14 protein-coding genes are annotated in these 25,372 nt (G+C 56.0%); 7 read left to right on the forward strand and 7 right to left on the reverse strand.

Annotation, left to right across the window (positions count from 1 at the left end; translation table 11 throughout):
* Positions 1 to 170 precede the first annotated feature (170 nt).
* On the forward strand, positions 171 to 2,291 hold the full coding sequence (locus SH573x_RS00130) for a prolyl oligopeptidase family serine peptidase (RefSeq protein ID WP_479352256.1): 2,121 nt from the start codon (positions 171 to 173) through the stop codon (positions 2,289 to 2,291).
* Between the two features lie 286 nt (positions 2,292 to 2,577).
* Positions 2,578 to 4,209, forward strand: a complete 1,632-nt coding sequence (locus SH573x_RS00135; RefSeq protein WP_479352257.1) for an HD-GYP domain-containing protein — start codon at positions 2,578 to 2,580, stop codon at positions 4,207 to 4,209.
* Between the two features lie 3 nt (positions 4,210 to 4,212).
* Here the strand turns inward: SH573x_RS00135 and SH573x_RS00140 are convergent, their stop codons facing one another.
* From SH573x_RS00140 to SH573x_RS00150, 3 genes are read right to left on the reverse strand one after another with little or no spacing between them, the layout of a single operon-like run.
* The gene (locus tag SH573x_RS00140) at positions 4,213 to 5,487 is read right to left on the reverse strand and encodes a cysteine desulfurase-like protein (RefSeq protein WP_479352258.1); all 1,275 of its coding nucleotides are present in this window, start codon (positions 5,485 to 5,487) and stop codon (positions 4,213 to 4,215) included.
* The gene (ftsY, locus tag SH573x_RS00145) at positions 5,484 to 6,473 is read right to left on the reverse strand and encodes a signal recognition particle-docking protein FtsY (protein WP_479352259.1); all 990 of its coding nucleotides are present in this window, start codon (positions 6,471 to 6,473) and stop codon (positions 5,484 to 5,486) included. The genes SH573x_RS00140 and ftsY overlap by 4 nt, the downstream gene beginning before the upstream one ends.
* Positions 6,474 to 6,523: 50 nt before the next feature.
* Positions 6,524 to 8,452, reverse strand: coding sequence for an ABC-F family ATP-binding cassette domain-containing protein (locus SH573x_RS00150; RefSeq protein WP_479352260.1), 1,929 nt, complete (start codon positions 8,450 to 8,452; stop codon positions 6,524 to 6,526).
* Positions 8,453 to 8,642: 190 nt separating this feature from the next.
* Here SH573x_RS00150 and SH573x_RS00155 point away from each other — a divergent pair, with 190 nt between their 5' ends.
* Positions 8,643 to 10,019, forward strand: coding sequence for an HD domain-containing protein (locus SH573x_RS00155; RefSeq protein ID WP_479352261.1), 1,377 nt, complete (start codon positions 8,643 to 8,645; stop codon positions 10,017 to 10,019).
* A gap of 18 nt (positions 10,020 to 10,037) precedes the next feature.
* Here SH573x_RS00155 and SH573x_RS00160 read toward each other — a convergent pair whose 3' ends face one another.
* The 3 genes from SH573x_RS00160 to SH573x_RS00170 form a co-directional block, all read right to left on the reverse strand.
* On the reverse strand, positions 10,038 to 10,862 hold the full coding sequence (locus SH573x_RS00160) for an ExeA family protein (protein ID WP_479352262.1): 825 nt from the start codon (positions 10,860 to 10,862) through the stop codon (positions 10,038 to 10,040).
* Between the two features lie 34 nt (positions 10,863 to 10,896).
* Positions 10,897 to 13,110 (reverse strand): tyrosine-protein kinase family protein, encoded by a 2,214-nt coding sequence (locus SH573x_RS00165; RefSeq protein ID WP_479352263.1) that lies wholly within the window; start codon positions 13,108 to 13,110, stop codon positions 10,897 to 10,899.
* 211 nt (positions 13,111 to 13,321) lie between these two features.
* Positions 13,322 to 15,490, reverse strand: a complete 2,169-nt coding sequence (locus SH573x_RS00170) for a hypothetical protein (RefSeq protein ID WP_479352264.1) — start codon at positions 15,488 to 15,490, stop codon at positions 13,322 to 13,324.
* Between the two features lie 421 nt (positions 15,491 to 15,911).
* Here SH573x_RS00170 and metH point away from each other — a divergent pair, with 421 nt between their 5' ends.
* Positions 15,912 to 19,610 (forward strand): methionine synthase, encoded by a 3,699-nt coding sequence (gene metH / locus SH573x_RS00175; RefSeq protein WP_479352265.1) that lies wholly within the window; start codon positions 15,912 to 15,914, stop codon positions 19,608 to 19,610.
* A 188-nt stretch (positions 19,611 to 19,798) separates the two neighbouring features.
* Here metH and pyk read toward each other — a convergent pair whose 3' ends face one another.
* Positions 19,799 to 21,241, reverse strand: a complete 1,443-nt coding sequence (gene pyk, locus SH573x_RS00180) for a pyruvate kinase (RefSeq protein WP_479352266.1) — start codon at positions 21,239 to 21,241, stop codon at positions 19,799 to 19,801.
* Positions 21,242 to 21,456: 215 nt separating this feature from the next.
* Here pyk and SH573x_RS00185 point away from each other — a divergent pair, with 215 nt between their 5' ends.
* From SH573x_RS00185 to SH573x_RS00195, 3 genes are all read left to right on the forward strand, one after another.
* The gene (locus tag SH573x_RS00185) at positions 21,457 to 22,272 is read left to right on the forward strand and encodes an SDR family NAD(P)-dependent oxidoreductase (RefSeq protein WP_479352267.1); all 816 of its coding nucleotides are present in this window, start codon (positions 21,457 to 21,459) and stop codon (positions 22,270 to 22,272) included.
* A 130-nt stretch (positions 22,273 to 22,402) separates the two neighbouring features.
* Complete coding sequence (gene xylA / locus SH573x_RS00190; protein WP_479352268.1) at positions 22,403 to 23,713, forward strand: xylose isomerase; 1,311 nt, start codon at positions 22,403 to 22,405, stop codon at positions 23,711 to 23,713.
* A 5-nt stretch (positions 23,714 to 23,718) separates the two neighbouring features.
* Complete coding sequence (locus SH573x_RS00195; protein WP_479352269.1) at positions 23,719 to 25,161, forward strand: high affinity choline transporter 1; 1,443 nt, start codon at positions 23,719 to 23,721, stop codon at positions 25,159 to 25,161.
* The last annotated feature ends 211 nt before the right edge of the window (positions 25,162 to 25,372 follow it).

The raw sequence follows: 25,372 nt of genomic DNA on the forward strand, positions 1-25,372 counted from the left end.
TCTTATTGTCCGCGGACTCTCCGCACTCTGCGTATCAAAAACGGATCTGAGCGGCGGGGGACAGCCGCTCTAGGGTCTCTCGACGTAGGCTGGATGGGTCGGGCAGGGTGGGACTACAATACTCACATCGATATTTTGGTGCAGATGTCATTCATTGAGAGGTACATGCCATGAAATGGCCTGTTGCAGCCGGTTTTTTGATTCTCGGCTGGTCGCTGGCGTTTTACGGAGTAGTCCGCGCAGATAAAGGGTTGGCCACAGTGTCCGATGATGCGAAGGATCCAAATGTTTGGCTCGAAGATGTAACCGGCGACAAGGCGCTTGAATGGGTTCGCGCTCGAAATGCGAAGACCGAGAGTCTGCTGCAAGGCGATCCGGCGTACCAAAAGCTCTACGATGATATTCTCGCGATCCTCGATTCCGACGCGCGCATTCCCACGGTCTCCAAGCATGGGGACTATCTATACAACTTCTGGCGCGACAAGCAAAACGAAAAAGGTCTGTGGCGCCGCACTACGCTCGAAGAATACAAGCAGCCTAATCCCAAATGGGATGTGATTCTCGACCTGGACAAGTTAGCCGCTGAGGAAAAAGAGAATTGGGTATGGCATGGTGTCGATCTGCTGCGCCCCGATTACAGCCGCTGCTTGATTTCGCTCTCGCGCGGTGGTGCCGATGCCGATGTCACGCGCGAGTTCGATATCGAGAAACGCGAATTCGTCAAAGATGGTTTCGCCCGCGAAGAAGCCAAGGGCGGCATGGGCTGGATCGATCGCGATAGCGTCTTCATCTATACCAACTTTGGCGATGAAAGCATGACCGAGTCAGGCTATCCACGCATTGCCAAACTGTGGAAACGCGGCACACCGATGTCGCAGGCCAAGACCGTGTACGAAGGTGAAATGAAGGACATGTCGATCAGCGCCGGTCATGATGATTCACCGGGCTTCGAACGTGACTTCGTCCGCCGCGCGATCGCTTTCTACAACGACGAACTTTATCAACTCAAAGATCAAGGCAGCTTGCGCAAAGTCGAAGTGCCCAACTCGGCCAGCAAAGCGGTCTTCCATGACTACCTGGCACTCGAGCTGCGAGAAGATTGGGAAGTCGAAGGTCAAAAGTACAAAGCTGGTTCATTGCTGATCACCAACTTCGACAAGTTCATGAGCGGCCAGCGCAATTTCGATGTGGCTTTCGAACCATCCGACAATACAGCCCTGACTAGTTTTTCCTTCACCAAAGACTATGTGATCTTGAACGTACTGGAAGACGTCAAGAATCGCCTATACGTTCTGTCGAAAACAGACTCGAGTTGGAAACGGGAACCATTGGTCGGTGCGCCAGCTTTCGGCACAGTGAACGTCAGCGCCGTCGACCCGGATGAGTCCAACGAATACTTCATGACCACCACCGACTATCTGACTCCCACCACACTCTCCTACGGGATTGTTGGTCAACAGCCAGAGAAGCTCAAGAGCATGCCGGCCTTCTTCGATTCCACCGGCTTGGAGATCACGCAGCATTTCACCAAGAGCGCCGATGGTACTCGCATTCCCTATTTCATGGTGGCTAAGAAAGGTGTGAAACTGGATGGCGAGAATCCAACCTTGCTATATGGCTATGGCGGTTTCGAAATCTCGCTCCAGCCCAGTTACAGTGGTAGCGTCGGCCGCGCCTGGACCAGCCAAGGTGGAGTCTACGTGGTGGCCAACATTCGCGGCGGCGGTGAATACGGTCCGCGTTGGCACCAGGCTGCTCTCAAAGCCAATCGACTGCGCGCCTACGAGGACTTCGCTGCCGTGGCCAAGGACCTGATCGAGCGCAAAGTTACATCCACCCGTCGCCTGGGAATCCAAGGTGGCTCCAATGGCGGTCTGCTGGTCGGCAACATGGTCACGCTGTATCCCGAACTGTTCCACGCCGCCGTGTGCCAAGTGCCGCTGTTGGATATGAAGCGTTACAACAAACTACTCGCTGGGGCATCTTGGATGGCCGAATACGGTAACCCGGACAAGCCGGAAGAGTGGGAGTTCATCAAGACCTACTCGCCCTATCAAAACGTCAAGAAGGACGGAAAGTATCCGACGGTGCTCTTCACCACGTCGACGCGCGATGACCGAGTTCACCCAGGCCACGCCCGCAAGATGATGGCTCGGATGGAGGAATATGGTCACAACGTCTTCTACTGGGAGAATATCGAAGGCGGTCACGGTGGCGCAGCCAACAATAAACAAGCTGCTACCATGCAGACCCTGGCCTATATCTTCCTGAAGCAGCAGCTCTTTCAGTAACAGCCGGTTGTGGCCCTAGTGTGGCATAGGCTTCCAGCCTGTGTAGGAATGTAGGACCGGACGGGCCTGGAGACCCGTCCTACTCGGTTCGCAGCGCAGAAACCGGGACTAACGTCCACGGCTTAGGCGAACTGAACGACACGGACGGGCCTGGAGAGACGGACGGGCCTGGAGACCCGTCCTACGATGCCACACAAACGAAAAATTCAGACTTCCTTTGAGATCCACGTCCGCCTGGCGCAAAAACGACGCCAGAAATAATGGCCCTTTGGCCGTTAAAGGAAATGTGAGGTCTCAATTAAAGATGGGCGCGATCGACACCAATGACTGGAGAGTAGGAACCAACCGGTCGGCAAAAGCCGATGAGGTCGTTCGGCTCTCCGCGCGCTTAGGCCGCCCGGTTGCCGAACTGGCAGGAACTACCGAAGCGGAACTATCGCAGTCGATCGTTACAGATTGCCTGGGCCCTACCGGCACCGCCGCGTCGACTGAGCTATTGAAAGTTTGTATCGAAGCGGTCAAAGGGCTGAACTTTGAGGGCCGCCCCGTCACCATTGCACTGCACACGAATATAACGGCCGTCTTTTGCGGTTTGCGCACCGAAGCAGGAGCACGGCTCCGACTGGGCTCAGTCATTCCATCGGCTCCGGACGTCGCATGCGCACTAGTTACCACGGCTTTGGAAGCGACTTTGCTCGAACTGCAAGCGTCGCGTTTGCAACGACAACTGGCAGCCTCAGAAGAAAAGATAGCCCAAAGTTTCGAAGAGCAATGTTGGCTGCGCGATCTGGCTCGCAACATGTCGATCTCGCCAGAGACTGCCAATGCGAACATGGTCGCCCTGGGCATGCTCAGGCCGCTAGTGGACTTGCTGCGAGCCGAAGAGTTGTTCTTGCTGGTGCGCGACGATGAACTGTCGCGTTCCGGTCTAACCAGCAGCGACTACGGCCGTCGCCAGATCACCCTGGCTGAGATGGCGGCATTCATGCCTGAGCTGGTGCAAAACAAACCCACTGGTCCAATCGTTTTGAACAACCAGCAGCTGTTGGACGGGCGCATCCGGTGCCTGGCGGCCGTTCCGATCTTGTCCTACGATCGGCCTCTAGGCTATATCGTGGCTGTCAATCGACAACCGACTCACAGAGTATTGGCCGACGATGCACGTGATCAATTTGGCAGCGTCGAAGTAGCTCTGATGGAAGAGGCCAGCGTTTTGCTCAGCACGCAGACGCACAACATTCGCTTGATACTGGACAGTCAACACCTGGCCCTGGGTACCTTGCAAGCCATGAGCCGGGCGATCGACGCCCGAGATCCTTACACGCGCGGTCATAGCGAACGCGTTGCGCGATTGTCGTTTGAACTAGCGGAAATTTTAGGACTGGAAGAAACAGCTTGCCAGGAAATCTATGTGGCTGGCATCCTGCACGACGTAGGCAAGATCGGCATCCCGGATCGTGTGCTGCTGAAAGCGGGCGCATTGTCAGATGAAGAATACGACATCATCAAACAACATCCAGAGATCGGTTATCGCATCGTCGAGCAGTTGGGTAAACTGCATTTCACCCTGCCTGGTGTGCTGTACCACCACGAACGCTGGGACGGTCGAGGTTATCCACAAGCTCTATCGGGCGATGATATTCCACTGATGGCGCGCATCATCGCGGTGGCCGACAGTTTCGATGCCATGACCAGTTCCAGACCGTATCGGCATGCCATGCCGCTAGTGCAAGCCTTCGATATTATTCAGCAGGGAAGTGGTAAGCAGTGGGACGCCATGTTGGTACGCTGCTTTAATCACTGGCGCCAACAACGCATGGCCACGATGGTCCAGCCACCGCCTCAAGGTATAAGTCTGATCCCGCAAGAGCCGCCCTATGCGGATATCACGCAGAGCATCTTGGCTCTGCAGCTGTAAGAATCAAATCACAGATCGCAATACGGCCAAGGTTCTCTCCACTTCTTCGGCTGTATTGATGTGCATCAAACCCAGGCGCACCATGCCTTGTGGACTCTGACCGAGAGCTGCGCAAATAGCGATGGCATAGTAGTGCCCATGCCAACAATAGATGCCTTGCTGACCCAATCTCCGAGCTACTTCGATCGATGGCCAACCATCGATCGCAAAAGCCACCGTGGGCACGCGATGATCAAAGCGGTTGCCATCTGTAATGCCAAAGACCTTCACGCGTGGAATTTGCAACAGACCGTGCATCAGAGGCACGAATAGCTGTCGTTCATGCTCTTCGATAGCGTACATGCCAGCGATCAGCGCATGACGTCGTGAAAGATCCGGCTGGACCGCCACCGAGCGACCAACATCACTGAGATAGTTGATGGCTGCAGTCACGCCGCAAATGGCCGCATGATTCTGCGTGCCGGTCATCCACTTACCGGGCGCGGTGTCAGGAGCAGGTGTGACCTTGTAAGCCTCGAGTTCTGCCAATCGCTGACTGCGAGCCCACAGTAGTCCTACGTGCGGACCAAAAAATTTGTAAGCCGAGCAGACGACAAAGTCGGCATCCCAGTCGATGACATCGATGAGCGCATGCGGCGCGTAATGCACGGCGTCTACATAAACCTCAGCCCCAACTCGATGGGCCATCGCAGTCAATTGCTTGATCGGTGTCCGCGTGCCCACGCTATTGGAAGCAGCCGTGACGGCAACTAGTTTCGGACGCAATTCGAGTGAACGTTGGAAATCGTCTAGATCGAGCGTAGCATCCACACTGTTAATGCCCACGCTGCGCACTTGCACTCCGCGGTCCTCGGCCGCCATGCGCCACGGCGAAACATTGGCATCGTGATCCAGTTGAGTAACGACGACCGTATCACCTGGTTTCCACTGACGGGCGATAGCTCGCGAAAACTGAAAGGTGAGCGTCGTCATATTGGCACCAAAGACAGTTTCGCTTGGATCGGTAGTCCCAAACCAATCGGCTGCCGCGCGATGCGCCTCTTGCATCAGTTGATCAGTTTCGTGGCTGGTGGCAAACTGGCCCGCCCGATTAGCATTGTGATGCAAGTAATAATCACTGATGGCATCAATCACACTCTGCGGTACCTGGCTGCCCGCCGGCCCATCCAGATAAATTGCCGGTTGCTGTCCCGCAGCCGACGACGATGGATCGTTACTTCGCATGAGCGCAGGAAACTGTGCTCTCAACTTAGCAAACTCAAACAGCGATCGATTCATTCTTGTCCGAATAGTCCTTTGGTGAACAGATCGGGATCGAATACATCCATATCGCCCAGCTTTTCACCCAAGCCGACGAGTTTTACGGGCAGATTGAATTGTTGGCGAATCGGGACAATCACACCGCCTTTGGCCGAACCATCCAGCTTCGATAACACAATGCCGGTGCACCCAGCCGCCTCCGAGAATCCTTTGGCTTGACTGATGGCATTTTGGCCAGCCGTGGCATCCAGTACCAGCAACACTTCATGCGGCGCGTCGGCGATATGCTTGGTGATCACGCGGCGAATCTTTTCCAGTTGCTGCATCAGGTGGCCCTGAGTCTGCAAACGTCCGGCCGTATCGAGAATGCACACGTCATATTGCTCAGCCACAGCTTTGGCCACCGCTTGAAAGACCACCGACGCCGGATCTGCACCCGAGGCGGCAGTCACAATTTCGCAGCCGATGCGTTCTGACCAGACTTTCAACTGTTCGACGGCCGCGGCGCGAAACGTATCACCTGCTCCTAGCAAGACTCGCTTGCCTTGCGCATGAAAACGGTGTGCCAGCTTGGCGATCGAAGTTGTCTTGCCCGAGCCGTTGACGCCGACGACGAGAATAACCGTTGGCCCAGACTCGGCCATCTTGATGGCGGTGCCCGTCTGTTCCAGCGATCCACGAATCTCTTCGGAGATCACGCTTAAAATTTCTTCGAACTGAACTTTGCGAGCTCGATAATCGCGACCGACGCGATCGCGAATCGTGCGAGCCATGTCTCCGCCCATGTCGCTCTTGACCAGAATCGCAAACAGCTTCTGCAGAAAGTCGTCATCGACCAGTTCGCCATCGCTCTTCCATAGATCGCGAATGTCCGTGTTCAGCCACTGGGCAGTCTTCTTCAGACCTGCCAACCAGCCACTGCTGGCTTTCTCTGGCGCTGCAGGTGGTTTGGCAACCGGAGAAGCTGGCTCAGGTTCAGTTTTTTTGCGATTCCAGAATGCCATAGGTGAGGTGTAAGGTGTAAGGAGTAAGGAGTAAGGTGTAAGGTGTAAGGTTAGTTCAGTTCGACGGCTTCTTCGTAGTGCTCATATAGTGTAGCCAGCTTTGTTTCGTGGTCGACCAGTTGCTGTTGGACTTCTTTGACCTGGCGGCCGTCGCGCAAGACTTGGGGATCGAGCATACGTAGTTGCAACTGTTCGATCTCGCCTTCGACGCGCATGATGTCGGATTCCAGCTCCGCCACCTTGCGATAGGGAAACTTGCGTTTGCGTTTGACTTTGGTGTTGGCTCCCGCGTAGCTATTGGAAGGTGCCGTGCTGGCGGCCTTGGCCGCAGCGGCCTTTGCATCGCTGACACTGACCTGGCCCCGATCGGCCACGGCCAGTCCTTGTTTGAGCCAATGTCGATAGTTGTCATAGTTGCCATCGATCAGACTGGCCTTGCCATCGCGCAACACCAGGACATGATCGGCGATGGCGTTCACCAGGTAACGATCGTGCGTTACCAGCAAGACCGTGCCATCGAAACTTTGGACGGCAGCTTCCAGCGCTTGTCGCGACCACAGATCGAGATGGTTGGTTGGTTCGTCGAGGATTAAGAAGTTGGCTTCCAAGGCGCTCAGGCGAGCCAGCATCACGCGGTTGCGCTCTCCACCGCTGAGCATGCGCAGGGGCTTGGTAACTACTTCACCGGCGAGGCCGAAGGCGGCCAGAATATCGCGGCGCTCTTTATCGACATAATCGCGATTGGGGACGCGGACCGCCTCAAGCGGTTGCATCTCCAGATCGAGTTGTTTCAGTAACTGATCGAAGTATCCTACTCGCACATGCGCGCCTAGCGACACGGTTCCGTTGTCGGGTTGGACATCGCCCAGCAAACATTTCAGCAGCGTCGATTTGCCTGAACCATTGGAACCGAGAATCGCAAAACGCTGACCGCGCTCGATTTGAAACGACAAGCGATCAAAGAGCACGCGGTCGTAACCCTTTTTCAGATCCTTGGCACGCAGCACAATATCGCCTGTGCGCGAGGCGGGGGGAAAGCGGAACTTGGGTGTATGAATTTCGCGAGGCTGTTCGACCTCTTCGATGCGTTCGAGCTTCTTGCGACGATCTTCAGCTTGAGTGCTCTTCTGGCCTGCGTGATGTTTGCGGATAAAGTCTTCGAGCTTTTCGATCTCTTCACGCTGCTTTTCAAAAGTCCGTCGCTGGACCTCCAAGCGTTCCGCTTTCTGTCGTACATAGGCAGAGTAGTTGCCTCGAAAGTGATCGATCTTGCCATCGACCAGTTCCCACACTTCGCTGGTGACTTGATCGAGAAAGAAGCGATCGTGGCTGACTAGCAGGAACGCGCCCGGCCAACTGGAGAGCGTCGTCTCGAGCCACTCGGTCGATTCGATATCCAAGTGGTTATTGGGTTCGTCCAGAATCATGAGCTCGGGTTCTTGCAGCAGCAGATAGGCCAACATGAGTCGGTTTTGCTGACCACCGCTGAGTGAGTTGGCAGGCCGGTTGAACCAGGCCTTGGTAAAGCCCAGGCCTTGCAGCGTGCGCTCGACGCGGTTCTCCCACGAGTAAGCATCGCTGTGTTGCAGTCGAGCTTGCAGATAGTCCAGTCGCTCGAGCAAGCGTTCATGTGCGCGCGAATCCTGGCACTGGCTAAGCTCGGCGGCCACCTCTTCAGCTTCGCCAGCCAGGGCGACGATATCGCCTACTGCTTCCGCGGCGACGCTCCACAGCGTGGCCTCGGCCGCAAAGCTTGGATGCTGTTCCAAATAACCAACCGTTGTCGAACCACTCGTTGTAATTCGCCCGCCATCGGCCGGTTGCTGGCCGGTTAGAATCCGCAGCAGGGTGGTTTTGCCGGCGCCGTTGGGGCCGACCAGGGCCAGGTGATCGCCGCGGCGAATTTCTAGGTCAACCGCGTCCAGAACCGTTTTGTCCCCGAAAGTCTTGCTTATACTCGCGGCAGCCAACAGCACCATACAGCTACAATTTCACAGCCAAGTCTTCAGAATCGAAACACTGGATTCTACGGCAAGGACGCATAAGCTTCTAGCCTGCGGACCAAAGGGTAGCGGAACTAGGTAGCGGAACTCGTCAAGAGTTTCGATTTTGGAGCGAGATTACTTTGGAGGGCGACGACAGCCTCGAGGGCTAGCGCTAGAGATATTTATGTCCTATTTGGATCTTGAAGAATTAACCAGTTCGCGGCGAGCGGGCCGATTGGTGCGGATACCGCCGGAAATGGATGTACCGGTCACGCGCCGGGTACTGCGCTTGGTCGATACGGCTGCCTTTCAACGACTGGGCGAAGTGGCCCAGTTGGGTTTGGTAACCCGCGTCTATCCGGGCGCTCGGCATACGCGTTTTGAACATAGCCTGGGTGTCTATCGCCTGGCTCTGGTGGCCCTGGAACAACTGGCCGGCGATGCGCAGTTTGTCGATAGCGTCAGCGAGCATCAAGCCAAACTGCTCGTGTTGGCTGCGCTGCTGCATGACATCGGGCATTGGCCATATTGCCACCCAATCGAAGACATGCGTTTGCCGGGCGTGGTCCGGCATGAGGCGGTCGCGCGGCAGTTGATAACAGGTGGTTCAATCGCCGAGATCATCCACAGGGACTGGGAGGTCGACCCTAGTGAAGTAGCGGAACTGCTTTGCCCATCGCCCCCGGCTGTAACAGAGCAGACGACGCCCGTCATCGATGCCAGCTTCGGTCAAGGATTGGCACTCGTACGCGGGATTCTGAGTGGACCGATCGATATTGACAAGCTGGATTATTTGCAGCGCGACAGCTTGCATGCGGGCGTGCCATATGGTCGCAACTTCGATCAACGCCGCTTGCTGAGCAGTTTGTGCATTGGTCCTACTGGGCGCGATATAGGCATAACAATCAAAGGCAAGACCGCCGCCGAGATGATGGTCTTTTCGCGTTACGTGATGTTCAGTGAAGTCTACTGGCATCATGCCGTGCGCAGCGCGACAGCCATGTTGCAGCGCTTGGTATTCGAACTGGGTACACAGACCGATTCGGCCTCCTGGCTCGCCATGGGCGATCTGCAAATGCAGCAGCACCTACAAAGCGCAGCGGTGCAGGCTACGGCTCTTGAGCCATTGGCCGAGGGATTGTTTGGTAGGACTCGCCAGTTGTACAAACGATTGATGGAGTTCAATTTCACGGAGAACCCGGAGGCGCATCGCGCTCTGGCCCGTCGGTCTTATGCCGACCTGGTGGCCTGTGCTACAAAGCTAGCCGAGCGTTTGAGTCGGCACACCGTCAAGCCACTGCAGGCCACCGATCTGTTGATCGATGCCCCACCGGTGAAGTTGGAAGTGCAATTCAAGCTGTCGGTAAAGCTGAGCGAAGGAGAGTACCAACCGCTATCGGCGCTATCGCCGGTGGTGCATGCGCTGGCTACGGACCAGTTTGATAACTATGTCAAACGTGTGCACGTCTTCATCGCACCCGAGCGACGCGCAGATATTCGACTCTCGCCACCAGAGCTGGTGGGCGAACTAATGCGGGCTAGCGAGGAACTGGATGCTTGAGATTGCGATGCTTGAGATTTACAGAGGGGCAGCTAGATCAGCATGCACACTATCGATAACTTCCGAAGTGATGCGCGGCAACTCTTCGGCGTAACCGATCATCAAGGCCAAATCGCACAATCGATTGATGCGTCTGGGCAAACCTTGGGAGAGACACTCGATGGCTTCCAGTGCCGTGGGATGGAAGATCTGGGAGGCATCACCTTGAGCGACGCGCAGGCGATGCTGTATATAGCTGAGTGTTTCATCGGGCTTCAGACGCCCAACCAGGCATTTGACAGCCAGGCGTTCATCGAGAGATTGATATCGTTCCACTTGTGCCATCGCCATATCCTGTCCGGACAACACGAGTGTCCAAGCGGATTCACCTGGCGCGCGATCGGCAGCGACGTTCAGTAGCAATCGCAAAGGCTCCAGCAGGTGATACTGCTCCAGCAAATGGGCCTCGTCGATCACGACGGTCGGATGGCTCTTCGAATCGAGCGTACCGAGCAAGTACTTCTCGAAACGCAGCAGCGCAGCGGCGGTGGTCGAACTGCTGCCGCTGCGGGCGGCATCGATAGCATCGACGAAGTAACACAACCACTGCGACGGTTCGAGCGCCGGAAATACCAGGTTGGTCACTTCACGAAACTCTGTTCCCAACTGTTTCCGCAGCGATTGAATCAGAAATGTTTTGCCCACACCGGTTGGCCCGCAGACCAGGGCGGCAGCTCGACGATTTTCAATGGTGTAATGGAGCTTCAGCACCGCTGCCTGATGTAGTTCGGCTGGATAGTAGAACGCGACGTCGCAACGATTTTCGAAGGGACGACAACTTAGCTTCCAGTGCTGCGTATACATGCTCAGCCCAGTTTAGGGGTTACGGTCCAACGTGTTATATGGAGAAGTTATCGACGATGCCAATCGATTCGATACCGGTCTGCTGAACCAGGCGTACAGCATCTTCAACGCGACTTTGATTGGTATCGCGTCGATCGACGACCACAATGGCTGCATCGAAGATCTGCGTGTGAGCCAGTCCGGTAATCACATTGCCCGAGGAATTGGCGCGCGAACAATCGACGATCACCAATTCAAAACTGTCGGCCAGTTCGCTGAGCATCTCGGCCAGTCGACCATCGCTGGCCAGCAGTCCAGGCCGAGTGCCACGTGGCTTGAGCGGTAACATGGTCAGCTGGTCTTCCAGCGAATGCACCGAGACCTCCTCCAGTTTGATGTCTGCGCCCAAACAATCGCGCCAGTCTTGTTCGATTTCCATATTCGTTTGCAGGCACAGCGTCGGACGATCCAGATCCAAATCGACCAGCGCGACGTTGATACCATGCATGGCCGCCAGCCTGGCCAGGCAACAGGCGACCGTGGTGCGACCTTCGGATGCTCCAGCGCTGGTGACACCCAAGACGCTCAGGCCATCTTGGCAAGCTGACTTCAGATGCGCGGCCACATGCGCCATGCTGTCGGCTCGCTGCTCCATCAACTTATCTACTACAGCTGGCCACTGCAGGTTGTCGACTTCCCAGACAGGATTGAAAATCTTGTGGGCGTTGCTGCGCAATTTTTCTTCAGCTTCGTTGAGTTTATGAGCGCGATCGAGACGACGCTGCTCAATGACATACTTGGCCGTCGACGCATCCAACATAGTTGGGCTCGAGGCGGGAGCTGTATAAGTGCTGGTCGTACGCGTCGCCACTGGTGTGGCTGGTTCAGCCGCGTAGTGTGCAACAGCGGGTGATGAAGTTTCTTCTTCCTCGAACGACTCGGTTACCGATTCCGCGGGCATAGCCACGGGAGGAGCCACAGTTTTGGAAGTCGTCGCGGCCGCAGCCGGTGGTGTGCGAGGTACATCGACGCGGAGAATTTGACCCATGCGCCGCGGGAGCGGCTCTCGGCTAACTGTCCCTTGAGTGGCTGGCATCGTTGGCAAGGGATGCGCCAGCGAGTGAGCCGGCATGACTTCTTCGAGCGCCGTATCAATCATGGTCTGCGAATGACTAGCAGCGGCCGGCAGCGAGGTCGGCGCGAGCGTTTCGTCGCGGTGCTCACTGACTTCGCTATGAGCGCTCAGTTGTGCTGAACCATAACGAGGAGGGGGAGTGGCTTCGACTGAAGAATTGCGCGCATCGGCGTTGGCCAGAACGCGTCCGGGTGCATATTGTCCAGCCGAGTAGAGAAAGTCAGCTACCGTGCGCCGACGAGCATCCGCTGTTTTTGCATCTGCTGGAGAAACATCTGCTGTAGTAGGATCGCCAACGAGCGGCAACGCTGGTTCCGCCGCAGGAACTGGTGGAAGGACGGGCTGTGGGCGCGGCGGGGCAACCGGAGCAGGGGCTGCGGCTGCGGCTTGCAGGCGACGCGTCGTCTGATTGGCGTCAGCGGTGACCGATTCGCGTGGATTGACATTGCCCGGATGACGCATGGGTTGAGTATGGGCCGAGTCGATACGCCGCCACACGTCGCTGGCTTCCACCGCTGCTGAATTGGCTGGCGGTCGAGTCGCGGGCCTGGAGTTAGCCTGAATCGGCTGAGCCTGAGGAGTCTGAGCCTGAGGAGTCTGAGTTTGCGCAGGTCGAGTCTGAACCACCGGCGCTTGCAAGGGTTGAGTTAGTACTGGTCTGGATTGTGTCGATCGAGCTTGAGCACTGGGTGGGGCTGGCGTGGCGTGTGCTTGGGTGGGCAGTCCGCTAGCTGGCCCTGCGTGACTTGGTTGAGGTTGCGGAGTGGATTGTGAATTGAGGCGTGAAGCGAAAACGGTCGGTTGCATAACCGGCGATGGTTGCTGAGGTTGCCTGGCAACTTGTGGTTCGCTTTTGGCAGCGACCAAGGGTGAACGCTGTGTAGCGGGTCGCGACAAGCGGTCCATGGCCGGTGTAGGGACCGGTGAGTGGTTAGCCGTAGGCTGGTTGACTACGGGTTTGACCACAGGCTGGATGACCAGCTCAGGTTGTGGAACTGGTGGTGTCGCAACCGACTGATGGGTTGGAACGACGGGCGCTGCGGCAGGAGTGGCCGCATGTGCATTGGCGGCGTCTTGTGCTTGGCGATCCTTGGCATAAGCCCGCATGAAGGCTTTATTGAGATTGCTGGCCATGTCTGCTTCCTTGCGCTGCGTCGATGAGGAGCACCAGGGCTCGTCATCGAAGTTACCCTATCAATCAAAGGGTCCGTTTCGATTTTGTAAACATCTGCTTGTACTAAAGCTACGGAGATGATTAAAGGTCGATTTCTCGGTTTCTTTGTTGGCCTGACACCTGAGGTTGCCTTGCGAGATTGCTAATCGCGACTGGCAAGTAGGTATCGGGTTAATAAATACCATTGGGGTACGAAACGTTGGATCCGCCAGTGCCCATTACCGGCCGAGATGGCGTAAAGTCACCGGATGGTTGAGTTGCAAAGCCCGTCGGTCCCATCAGGCTTGGCGGTACTTGCAGGCCAGGATTGGGATTGCTGACCGGGTAGCTGGCCGAGCCTTGAACTCCCGGAGGCATGTATCCAGCCGGAGGAAGATTGTTAAAGGCATTCGGGTTCATGCCACCAGGCATCGGCACGGCCGCACCAGTTGGTGGCACGTTGTAATTTGGAGTGTTGTAATTTGGAGTTGGATAGCTGGTATTGGGATAGCCCGCGCCAGGTTGACCAAATCCGTTATTGGTCGGAACTGCTGGAGCGCGAGGTGGCAAAGAGTATCCAGCGTTGGGCACTGCGCCCTGAGCAGGCATTTGATAGCCTGGCAATGTGGTCGGTGCGAAGCCAGGACCATTGACCATTTGTCCAGGGTAGCCTGGCATCTGACCTGGCATCTGACCTTGACCGCTAGGAGCAGTAGCTGGCGTTTGGCTAGGTACATAAGCACCGGCCGATGGACCCGTGACACTACTTGGTACTTGGCCATTGGCGATATACGAGTTGATCGGAGCGCCTTTGACGTAGGGATTCTGAGTGCTCTTGGTACCTGGAATCGCCGTGCCGGCACCGATGGCAAACTGGTTGCTGGGTTGCTTGGGAGCGACCGCTGTTTCAGGGCTGGTCGTGGTCGGTGCCTGTTGGCTGGCGCTTGCGCCCGAGAGGCGTTGTTGCTGAGCGTAACTTTGGTATTGCTGAATCGTACTGACCGAGTCAAAGTCCGGCGTTGAAGTAGTGCGCGTCGAAGCCAGGTTGTAGTTTCCGCTGGCACCGCCACCAACCGTGACCGCTTGCTCATGCGAAGCTGCTGTACTTGGTGCTGCACCTGAGGTAGCGCTGTGATCAACAGTTGGATTGGCAGTTGAATGGGGCTGAGATTGAGGCACGGCAACCTGGGCTGACAAAGGATCAGAAATCAATAGCCCAGTGGTGCGTGCAGGAGTCGAGGCTGCGTCGTTGCTAGTAGAGCTGTTGCTCAGCTGGCTTTGCAAGTTTGCATTTTGGGCGCCGTCCCATAGCGATGGGCTAGCACCGCTGTTGGTAGCCGTACGTGGCTTATCAACCGTGGCGGATTCCGCTGGTGTGGCGGCTGAACTGCTGGGATCGGTCAGCTCGAGACTACCCGAGGATAGAATCGCGCTGTTCTTGGGTGTGCTGACTGTTTCGGCCCGCGTTGATCCTGGTGCCGATAGGTTCAGCTCCAGTTGTTTGGTTTCGCCGCTAGCGCGATCATCACTGGGAACCAGTTGTTGAGCCAACGAATCGGTGGCTGAGTTGCCATTACTTGAGCTGCCATTGCCGAAGCTGCTGGTGTTCATGGGAACCGGTGGGCGCAGTTGCACTTGAGCGGAAGGCGTGGGCGATTTGGGAGTGTCTAACGCGGGAGGATCTGGAATGTCGGAATCCAGACCAGCGATTGAGCTCTCTGGTTGAGGATTGACAGCTGGTTGCAGCGATTGATCGGGGCCCAGAACCAAGCCGCTGGTCAGATCACCGGCTGATAAATTTTCCGAAGCTTTATTGGCAATATCGCTCGCAGAGGTTAGTTGCCCGGTTTGAACTTCGGGGACTTTCAAGTCGCCCAATTGTTCCAATGCCGCTGCGGTGGAATCGTTGTTTGCTAGCCCGTTTGAAGTCGGCGGAGCCTTGATGCTGACCCAAGTGATGATCACTAGAGCTGCCAACAGTAGCAGCACGATCAAGACGTTCAGGAGTCGTTGTCCGGCCGCTTTTTCATCAGCAATCGCAGCCGCAGCGACGCGATTGGCCGCCAGCTGTTCCGCGGATGAAGCGCCCGAAGCTGCTACTGATGGTGCCGCTGGTCGAGCCATGGGAGCGGGCATCGCAGCAGTTGCATTTGAGGCTACTGGGGGCGACATGGCCATTGCCATGGCGCTAGCGTTCATTGTGCTAGCATTAATTGCCGAGGTGCCATCGGACATCTCGCCTAGCGGCGTGCCAACCGACGGCAAGCGGAAAAGCACTGGAGGAGCCATACGAGGTTGACTATCCGAAGGTCGCGAGCGTTTGGCAGAGCGCGTGTTTTCGCGAGCACTAATTCCTGACATCGGCGTAATTCCTTTGGCGAACTGGCTTGTGGGACGCTAACCTCCCAACAGGGGAGCACCCAGCCCAGATACTCATTCGGTTCTCTTGAATTATCGGAGTAAAGCTTGAGGCGCTTGAGTCTTTTGCCGCCTGGGTAGACTTTTCCTGCTAGGTAGTTTGGCGGGAGGCTGAGACATTTTTGGGAAACGGGTTAAAATGATTGGTCCAGTAGTGGCATTGGCTTCTAGCCTTTAGCTATGTGGCATAGGCTTCCAGCCTGTGTGGAAATGTGGCATAGGCTTCCAGCCTGTGAATAGGTGGCATAGGCTTCCAGCCTGTGTGGCTATTTATGGCATAGGCTTTCAGTCTGTGCCTGGCGACGCAAGGCTCTGCGCCTGAGTGCGCAGATGGGTATGACTGTTCTTTGGAAAAAGTGATTTCATGTTGAAGCGCGAGACATCTGCTGAGGTGCTGCCCGAATTGATGAGAGAACGTATCCTGGTGCTGGACGGCGCCATGGGTTCGATGATTCAAAAACTGACGCTGACCGACGCACAAGTTCGCGGCGAACGATTTTTGGCGCACGCCAAAGATCTATCGCGATTCTCCGATATTCTGTGTCTGACCATGCCGGCGGCCATCACGGATATTCACCGGGCATATTTGCAGGCAGGGGCAGATATTGTCGAGACCAATTCTTTTAATAGCAGCCCAATCGGCGCAATTGAATATGACTTAGGCGACGATGTCATTCGCGAAATCAACTTTGCCGCCGTAGCTTGCGCCCGCCGCGCAGTCGACGAATTCAACGAGCGTACCCCAGAGCGGCCACGTTTCGTGGCCGGTTCGATTGGACCAACTGCTAAACAGACGGCGATTAGCACCCAGGTAGAAGATGCCGCTCATCGCGACGTCAATTATATGGAGATGGTCGATAGCTATCGCACCCAGGTCCAACAGCTGGTCGAAGCTGGAGTCGATCTGCTCTTGCCCGAAACGGCCATCGACACCCTGAACCTCAAAGCGTGTCTGTTTGCAATTTCCGATTACTTCGAAAAATCTGGCCGCCGCGTGCCGGTGATGGTCAGCGCTACCTTTAGCGATGGTGGCCGCACGTTTGTGTCCGGTCAAAGTGTGGAAGCCTTCTGGACTGCGATCAATCACTTTCCCATGTTGACCGTCGGCATGAACTGCGCGCTGGGTCCGCAGATCATGCGGCCGCACTTGGAAGAACTCGCCAAGATCGCTTCGGTACCGATTAGTTGCCATCCCAATGCCGGCTTGCCCAACGAAATGGGACAGTACGATCTTGGTCCCACGGAAATGGCGGCCATGATTGCTGAGTTTGCGGAGAATGGATGGTTGAACATTGTGGGTGGCTGTTGCGGGACAACACCAGCCCACATTGCCGCCATCGCCGATCGCATCGCCAGGATTAAACCGCGTCAAAGTCATGACAGTTTTCACTGGACTCGACTGAGTGGTCAATTGCCCTTGACCTTGCGACCGGAAGTGCCCTTTACGATGGTCGGTGAACGTACCAACGTCACCGGTTCGCGGGCTTTCGCCAAACTGATTCGCGACGAAAAATTCGAACCGGCCGTCGAAGTAGCGCGGCAACAAGTCGAAAACGGCGCGGTCATTATCGATATCAACATGGACGATGCGCTGTTGGATGGCCCCGAAGCCATGACGCGTTTCTTGCGCTTAGTGGCAGGGGATACCGTCGCAGCCAGCGTGCCTGTAATGATCGACAGCAGTCGCTGGGAAGTGATCGAAGCCGGTCTGCAAAACGTGCAAGGCAAAGCGATCGTCAATTCGATCAGTATGAAAGAAGGCGAAGAAGATTTTCTGCGCAAGGCCAGCCTGGTTCGTCGCTACGGCGCTGCCGCGGTCGTGATGGCTTTTGATGAAACCGGCCAGGCCGTCGAGAGCGATCATAAAGTACGTGTTTGTCAGCGAGCCTTCAAACTGCTGACCGAGAAAGTTGGCTTTGCGCCCGAAGACATTATCTTCGACCCCAACATTCTGACCGTTGGCACTGGAATTGAAGAGCACAATAACTACGCGCTCAACTTCGTCGAAGCCACGCGCGAGATCAAACGCACTTGTCCCGGTTGCCACGTTTCGGGCGGTGTCAGCAATATTAGTTTTTCGTTCCGCGGCAACGACGTGGTTCGCGAAGCCATGCACAGCGCGTTCCTGTACAAAGCGGTAGCCGCTGGCATGGATATGGGCATCGTCAACGCTGGGCAGCTGGTGGTCTACGAAGACATTCCCAAAGACTTGCTGGAACATGTTGAAGATGTATTGTGGAATCGTCGTCCCGATGCCACCGACCGCATGTTGGTGTTTGCCGAGTCTGTTAAAGGTCCTGGCAAAAAAGCCGCCACCGAGAACCTGGCGTGGCGCGAGGCACCAGTCAATGAACGCCTCAAGCACGCACTAGTAAACGGCATCGACAAGTTTATCGAAATCGATACCGAAGAGGCTCGTCAGCAATGCACGCGCTGCTTGGATGTGATCGAAGGTCCGATGATGGCCGGCATGCAAGTCGTGGGTGACTTGTTCGGAGTAGGCAAGATGTTCTTGCCACAAGTCGTCAAGTCGGCGCGAGTCATGAAAAAAGCGGTCAACTATCTGACGCCGTTTATGGAAGAAGAAAAGCGCCTGGCTGGCACCGCTGCTTCACAGTCACGTGGCAAAGTGTTGATGGCTACGGTCAAGGGTGATGTGCACGATATTGGCAAAAACATCGTGGGTGTGGTGCTCGGTTGCAACAACTTCGAAGTCATTGACTTGGGCGTGATGGTCTCGTGCGAGAAGATCCTCGAGGAGGCCAAGAAGCATGGCGTAGACGTCATCGGTCTATCGGGCTTGATTACACCCAGCCTGGATGAAATGGTGCACGTGGCCAAAGAGATGCAGCGTCAAGGCATGAACCTGCCGCTACTGATCGGTGGGGCCACGACCAGCGCCAAGCACACGGCCGTTAAGATTGCACCCAGCTATGCGCCGGGCGTTGTGCATGTGCTCGATGCCTCGCGCAGCGTCGGAGTTGTCGAACAACTGTGCAATCCAGAGTCCAAGCCCAAGTTGCTCCAGTCCAACAAGGTTCTGCAGAGCGAACTGCTCTCGAGTTATCAAGCCCGACAAGTCAAGCTGGTGCCTTATGCCGATGCTTGTGCCAAGCCGTTCAAGACCGACTGGAGCACGGTGCGTATCGACAAGCCCAGAAAACTGGGCGTGCAAGTATTGAAGAACTTTCCGCTGAACGATTTGCTCAGTTACATCGATTGGTCTCCCTTCTTTATGGCTTGGGAATTGAAGGGCAAGTATCCAAAGATTTTCGACGATGCGCATGTTGGCCAGCAAGCCAAAGAACTGTTCGAAAACGCTCATGCGTTGCTGCTGGACATGATTGCCACCAACAAGCTTCAGGCAAATGCCGTGTATGGCTTTTGGCCCGCGGCCAGCCAGGGCGATGATGTGATTCTGTATACCGACGATACGCGCAGCACAGAGTTGACGCGTTTGCACTTCTTGCGTCAGCAGTGGGAACGTCAAAGTCAAACTGAGTTTCGATCGTTGGCCGACTATGTCGCGCCGCTGGACAGCGGCCGCCAAGATTACTTGGGCGGGTTTGTGGTCACGACCGGACATGGTGCCGACGAGTATGCCGCCGAGTTCGCCAAGAATCTCGATGACTACAACTCGATCATGGTCAAAGCCTTGGCCGATCGTTTGGCCGAGGCCTTTGCGGAGTGCCTGCACTTGCGCGCTCGCATGGATTGGGGCTACGGCATCGAAGAGCAACTGAGCAACGACGATTTGATCGAAGAGAAGTACCGCGGCATTCGACCAGCCCCTGGCTATTCGGCTTGCCCTGATCACACCGAGAAGCGCACGCTGTTCAAGATCTTGGATGCCGAAGCCAACACGGGCGTCAAACTGACCGAATCGTGTGCGATGTGGCCAGCGGCCAGTGTCAGCGGCTATTACTTTGGGCATCCCGAATCGCGCTACTTCGCAGTCGATCGCGTGACCAAAGACCAGGTCCAAGCCTACGCCCAGCGCAAAGGCATGTCGCTACTAGAAGCCGAACGCTGGTTAGCGCCGAACCTCGGTTACGACTCGTAAGCTGCGACCTTGGAGTGCGGTGCCATCTGGCACCGCTTTGATGTAAGTGAAGTCCCTTGCCGCAGCCTGAGTCGCTCTGAAAGTCTGAAGTACCTGGTTCGTGCAGGCTTCGGTACCGTTGGTTTATTACATCAAAGCTACGGCTAACGCCGTAGCACTCCAAGGAACCGGTGCTAACGGTCTCGGCGTTAGGAGACGCGATGGATGACCAGCAAGTTGTGGGTGTTGTCCATGACGCCGGTGCCGGTGACGAAAACGACTCGGTCGCCGGAGTTCAGTAGGCCGCGATCTTTGCCCCAGCGGCAGACTTCTTCAAACAGCTCTTGAGGATTGTCGAGTCCTTGCACGAATGCGGGCATGATGCCCCAGAAGATTCCCATGCGGCGCAGCGTAGCCATCGAATTACTCACGCCCAGCGAAGGAATGAAATTGCGCTGTTTGGATTTAACCCAGGCAGTGCCGCCGGTCCGCGAGACCACGACGACCAATTTGGCTTGAATATCATCGGCGATACATGCCGCTGCGTTGGTGACGGCCGAGGTCACCGGATGAACGCGATCGAACACGCGTGAAGGGCCATGGGTCGGATTATCGCGGTACATCTCTTCGGTGCGGACCATGATGCGGTTCATGGTATCGACGGCCAGCACTGGGTACATACCGATTGCCGTTTCACCGCTGAGCATACACGCGTCGGCGCCATCGAGGATCGCATTGGCTACGTCGGATGCTTCGGCGCGTGTGGGCCGGCGATTGGTATGCATGCTTTCGAGCATCTGCGTGGCCACGATGACCGGCTTGAGTTTCTCGCGACAGACCGCAATGATGCGTTTCTGGGCGACCGGCGTTTCGGCCACATCGATCTCCACACCCAAATCACCGCGGGCCACCATAACGCCGTCGGCCGCTTCTACGATTCTTTCCAAGTCGGCTAAGGCTTCGCGTTTTTCGATCTTGGCGATCACCATCGCCTGGCTTTCCAGGCTCGAGAGCAAGTTTTTCAGCGAGGCCACGTCTTGCGCCGAGCGGACAAAACTAAGGCTGATAAAGTCAATTTCATTGCGCGCGGCCCAAATCGCATTTTCCACATCTTCCGGACGCATTGCTGAGACGCTCAGCGACACGCCAGGCAAGTTGATGCCTTGCCGGGAGCGAATGGTGCCGGCGGTCAACACCTGGCAGCGAGCGGTATCTCTGGTTCGTTCCACGACCTGCAAGGTGATCGTGCCATCGGCCAGCATGATCTTGTCACCAATGGAAATTTCATCCAGCAGGCGTGCATAGTTGCTGCACAATTGTTCGGGAGCCGATACTTCTTCGCCACGCACAAAGACCAACTCGCGGCCGGGCTCGACCTCCAAGGGGTCTTGTAACAATTGACCCAGACGGATTTTTGGCCCAGCCAGGTCCAACAAGATAGCCACCGGAAAACCGGTGATTTCACGCACGCGTTTGATTGCTTCGACTTTCTTTTCAAAATCGGGGCGCGTACCGTGGGCCGCGTTGATCCGAAAGATATCAACGCCATGATTGACCATCTCGACCAGTATCGCATCGTCGTCACAGGCTGGACCCATCGTGGCCACAATCTTGGTTCGAGCTTCGCTTAGACTAGGTCGTACTTTAGACATGGCCGGCTTTCATGAAATAGGTGCGTTACAATTGGAGCGTTAAATAGTGTACACCCGCAGCACTTCCTTTGGAGTGCAGTAGCCCTCAGATAGGAGATGAAGCTGCTGCAGTCAGCCCTATTGATTTCGGCTTGGGTTACGATTGGTGATTACAGCAAAAGCGGGGCCCGAGGCCGCCGCACTCCATCAGGCTTTGGTAACGATTGGTTAGTACCTTGGAACATTGGTCGGGTAAACATGCGGTTATCGTTGGCGGATCTGCCGGTCTAGGTCGATCACTGGCGGAGAAACTTGCGCAAAGCAATGTAGCTGCGATTTTGGTCATCGCTCGCGATAGCCAGCGTTTGAATTGCATGGTCGAAGAACTAAGGGGACTCAATCCGCATGTGCGCATCGAAGCTTGTGCCGCCGATATCAGCTTGGATACCGGTGCGGCTTTGGTGGCTGACAAGTTGGATGCCTTGGGATGGCGCGTGGATCTGCTGATCAACGCAGTTGGTTTGAGCGATCGCGGACTGATGCTCAAGTTGACTATCGAGCGCCTGGAGGAACTGCTCCGAGCCAACATCTACGGCCCCTTGCGAGCGACGCAAGCCATTGTGCCTTACATGCCATCGGCCAGCGTGATCGTCAATATTGGTTCGCTGGCCTCCTATTTGGCGCCGCGATACTTGGGTGGTTATTCGATCGTCAAACATGGCCTGCGTGGGCTGACGCAACAGTTGCGTTTGGAGTTGGCCGAACAAAACATTCATGTGATGTTGGTTTGCCCTGGCCCCATCAAGCGCGCCGACGCTGACACGCGTTATGACCACCTGTCAACTGCCAGCGACCTGCCACCGGCAGCGCTCAAGAGTGGCGGCGGCGCGAAACTGAAAGGTCTCGATCCCGAGCGGCTGGCTAGCGATATCTTGAAAGCTGCTGCGCAGCGCAAACTGGAGCTTGTGCGTCCCTGGAAAGCTCGGATACTGATCGCACTGATGGGTATCAGCCCGACGCTGGGAGAGAAGGTTTTACGGAAGATGAGTTGACCCAAGCTTGAAAATTCAATTCTGAAAGTTCATTTTCAAACTTCACCCTACACACTTCACACTTCACTCACCCTATACTACGCAGTTTCAACCCCAAACTCTGACAACAACTTTTCAAGATCGAAAACTCATGAGCTATTTCCCGGAAGTCGGCCGTATTGAATATGAAGGTCCGAAATCGCGCAATCCTCTGGCATTTCGTTGGTACAACGCCGACGAGGTCATCGAAGGTAAATCGATGCGCGATCATATGCGATTCAGCGTCGTTTACTGGCATACGATGCGTGGGACCGGTGGCGACCCGTTTGGTCCAGGAACAGCCATTCGACCATGGGACGATGGTTCCAACAGCGTCGACAATGCGCTCAAGCGTGTCGAAGTGGCCTTTGAGTTCTGCGAAAAAATTACCGCACCGTTTTATGCATTTCATGACCGCGATGTGGCTCCCGAAGGCGCGACGCTGAAGGAAAGCCATGCCAACTTTGAACGCATTGCCAAGGCGCTCAAAGAGCAGCAAGATCGCACGGGCATCAAACTGCTGTGGGGCACCGCGAACTTGTTCAGCAATCCTCGCTTCATGCATGGAGCGGCAACCAGTTGCAATTTGGATGTGTTTGCGTATGCCGCTGCCCAGGTCAAGAAATGTTTGGAAGTCACTAAAGAACTGGGCGGAGTGAACTACGTTTTTTGGGGCGGCCGCGAAGGTTATCAGAACTTGTATAACACGGACATGAAACGCGAGCTGGATCACCTGGCCCGCTTCTTCCATATGGCGGTCGACTACGCCAAGCAGATCGGATTCACCGGGCAGTTCTTGATCGAACCTAAGCCTAAGGAACCGACCAAACATCAATACGACTCCGATGCCGCGGCCTGTTTGAACTTCTTGCGGGCCTATGATCTGCTGCCTTACTTCAAACTCAATCTGGAAACCAACCATGCTACCTTGGCTGGTCACACGATGATGCATGAGTTGGATTACGCAGGCCAGCAAGGCGCGCTCGGTTCGATCGATGCCAATACGGGCGACTTGCTGTTGGGTTGGGATACCGATCAGTTCCCCACCGATTACTACCTGACGGCGCAGTGCATGTTGATGATTCTCAAGCATGGTGGCTTGGGTAGCGGCGGAGTGAACTTCGATGCCAAGGTGCGCCGCGAAAGCTTTGAGCCGATCGATCTATTTCATGCTCACGTCGGAGGTATGGACGCCTTTGCACGCGGCCTGAAGATTGCTGCCGAGATTCGCGCCGACGGCGTGCTCGACAAGTTCGTCAAAGAGCGTTACAGCTCGTGGGACAGCGACATGGGTAAGAAAGTTGAATCGGGCAAATCGAGCCTGGCGGAACTGGAGACCTATATGCTCGGCAAAGGCGAAGCCGCGCCCAATCAAAGCGGTCGCCAAGAGATGCTCGAGAATATCATCAACATGTATATGTAGCCCCAATGTTCACTGGCGCTGTCGTAGCCTACATGCTGGTCATGTATCTGATCGGATACCTGGCCAGTCGACGCGTTACCGATGTGGATGATTACGTCTTGGCCGGACGGAGTTTGCCACTCAGTTTGACCACGATCACCATGGTGGCGACTTGGTTTGGAGCCGAGTCGCTGATGACGACGACCGACGAAGTTGCCCAGGCAGGCTGGCGCGGCGCGCTGCTGGATCCAATCGGGATCTCGCTGTGCCTGGTGATTACGGGATTGTTTATCGCCTCGCCGATGTGGCGCATGAATGTGCTGACGATTCCTGATTTCTTTCGGCTGCGTTACGGCCAGGCAGCTGAAATTCTGTGCGCGCTTATCCTGGTGCCGAGTTACTTCGGTTGGATCGCGGCGCAGTTTGTAGCCTTGGCTACAATTTTTTCACAGCTGTATGGCGGTTCGCTTGGCCAGTGGATCGTGATCGTCGCCGTGATTGGTAGTGGCTATTCGCTGATGGGCGGCATGTGGTCCATAACGCTAACCGATACGCTGCAACTAGTCTTGATCATCGTGGGTTTGGTCGCGCTGGGTTATGAGATCCTGGCGACCCTGGGGCAGGGGATGGTGGGTGTTGGTCTGTCACGACTGGCCAGCGATACGCCGCCGCAGTTCTGGCGCTTGGCCGATGCTCCTACGTTTTCAGCCGACATCTTGAAGGCCTGCTCGATCCTGGTGATTGCGTCGCTGGGAAATGTACCAGTGCAAGACTTGATGCAACGCGTTTTTTCAGCCAAGAGCCCGCGCGTTGCCTGCGCAGCGTGTTACCTGGCTGCAGCAGGCTACTTGGCGATGGGGCTGTTGCCGATTTTGGCAGGACTGGCTGCAGGCTTGTTACTACCCAAGTTGCCCGACGAAGGTGTGCTGACGATGATCGCCAGTCGCTTGCTTTCGCCTGGGCTGGGGATCGTGTTCCTGCTGGCCATCGTGTCAGCCGTCTTGTCGACGATGGTTAGTGCCATCATGGCCCCGGCAGCCGTGTTGGCTCACAATCTGCTCGAACCCTGGGTGCTGGGTCAAGGCGATCCAGGTGAAGGCCCAAGTCCGCTGCGTCAGCGCCGGGCATTGCGATTGCAACGCGCGGCGGTGGTCGCCATCACCGCCGCATCTGTAGCCCTGGCTACCAGTGGTCGCTCGGCGTTTGAACTGGTCGAAGATGCGTATGCGATGTCGCTAGTCGGTATGTTCGTACCGTTTGTGGCGGGAATCTACTGGCCACAGTTGCCGGCGCGCGCGGCTATTGCATCCATGGTGGTTGGCATCGCTAGTTGGTTAGTGCACGTTGTGTGTGGCTGGGAATATTTTGCTCAGCCATGGGCCGGCAGATTGGCTGTTCCCCATGAGTTAGTCGATACGCTCCTGTCGGGTTTGGCGTTTGTCATGGGTTGTCTAAGCCGTAGGCGTTAGCCTCGGTTGCTGAACTTGTGAGCACCCACCGGTGGTTTATTCCCGAACGGCCAAACCGGTCACCGTAACGTCTCCCCAAAAGGTGCGAGCACAACGGTCGCAATCACCGCGGCCGCCGCGATTGATTGTTTAGTAAGTTGGAGATGACCGGCGGCTCCGGTGTAATGCCTGGTTCCCGCTGTTTTCGGCACCCGGCAAATGAGTTTGGAGT

The organism is Rania fehmarnensis (assembly GCF_056494185.1).

Coding starts and splice junctions, on each gene's coding strand:
- SH573x_RS00150 (WP_479352260.1), bottom strand. CDS start 8,452: ATGGTGCTGTTGGCTGCCGCGAGTATAAGCAAGACTTTCGGGGACAAA.
- SH573x_RS00130 (WP_479352256.1), top strand. CDS start 171: ATGAAATGGCCTGTTGCAGCCGGTTTTTTGATTCTCGGCTGGTCGCTG.
- xylA (WP_479352268.1), top strand. CDS start 22,403: ATGAGCTATTTCCCGGAAGTCGGCCGTATTGAATATGAAGGTCCGAAA.
- SH573x_RS00140 (WP_479352258.1), bottom strand. CDS start 5,487: ATGAATCGATCGCTGTTTGAGTTTGCTAAGTTGAGAGCACAGTTTCCT.
- SH573x_RS00155 (WP_479352261.1), top strand. CDS start 8,643: ATGTCCTATTTGGATCTTGAAGAATTAACCAGTTCGCGGCGAGCGGGC.
- SH573x_RS00170 (WP_479352264.1), bottom strand. CDS start 15,490: ATGTCAGGAATTAGTGCTCGCGAAAACACGCGCTCTGCCAAACGCTCG.
- SH573x_RS00165 (WP_479352263.1), bottom strand. CDS start 13,110: ATGGCCAGCAATCTCAATAAAGCCTTCATGCGGGCTTATGCCAAGGAT.
- SH573x_RS00195 (WP_479352269.1), top strand. CDS start 23,719: ATGTTCACTGGCGCTGTCGTAGCCTACATGCTGGTCATGTATCTGATC.
- metH (WP_479352265.1), top strand. CDS start 15,912: ATGTTGAAGCGCGAGACATCTGCTGAGGTGCTGCCCGAATTGATGAGA.
- SH573x_RS00160 (WP_479352262.1), bottom strand. CDS start 10,862: ATGTATACGCAGCACTGGAAGCTAAGTTGTCGTCCCTTCGAAAATCGT.
- ftsY (WP_479352259.1), bottom strand. CDS start 6,473: ATGGCATTCTGGAATCGCAAAAAAACTGAACCTGAGCCAGCTTCTCCG.
- pyk (WP_479352266.1), bottom strand. CDS start 21,241: ATGTCTAAAGTACGACCTAGTCTAAGCGAAGCTCGAACCAAGATTGTG.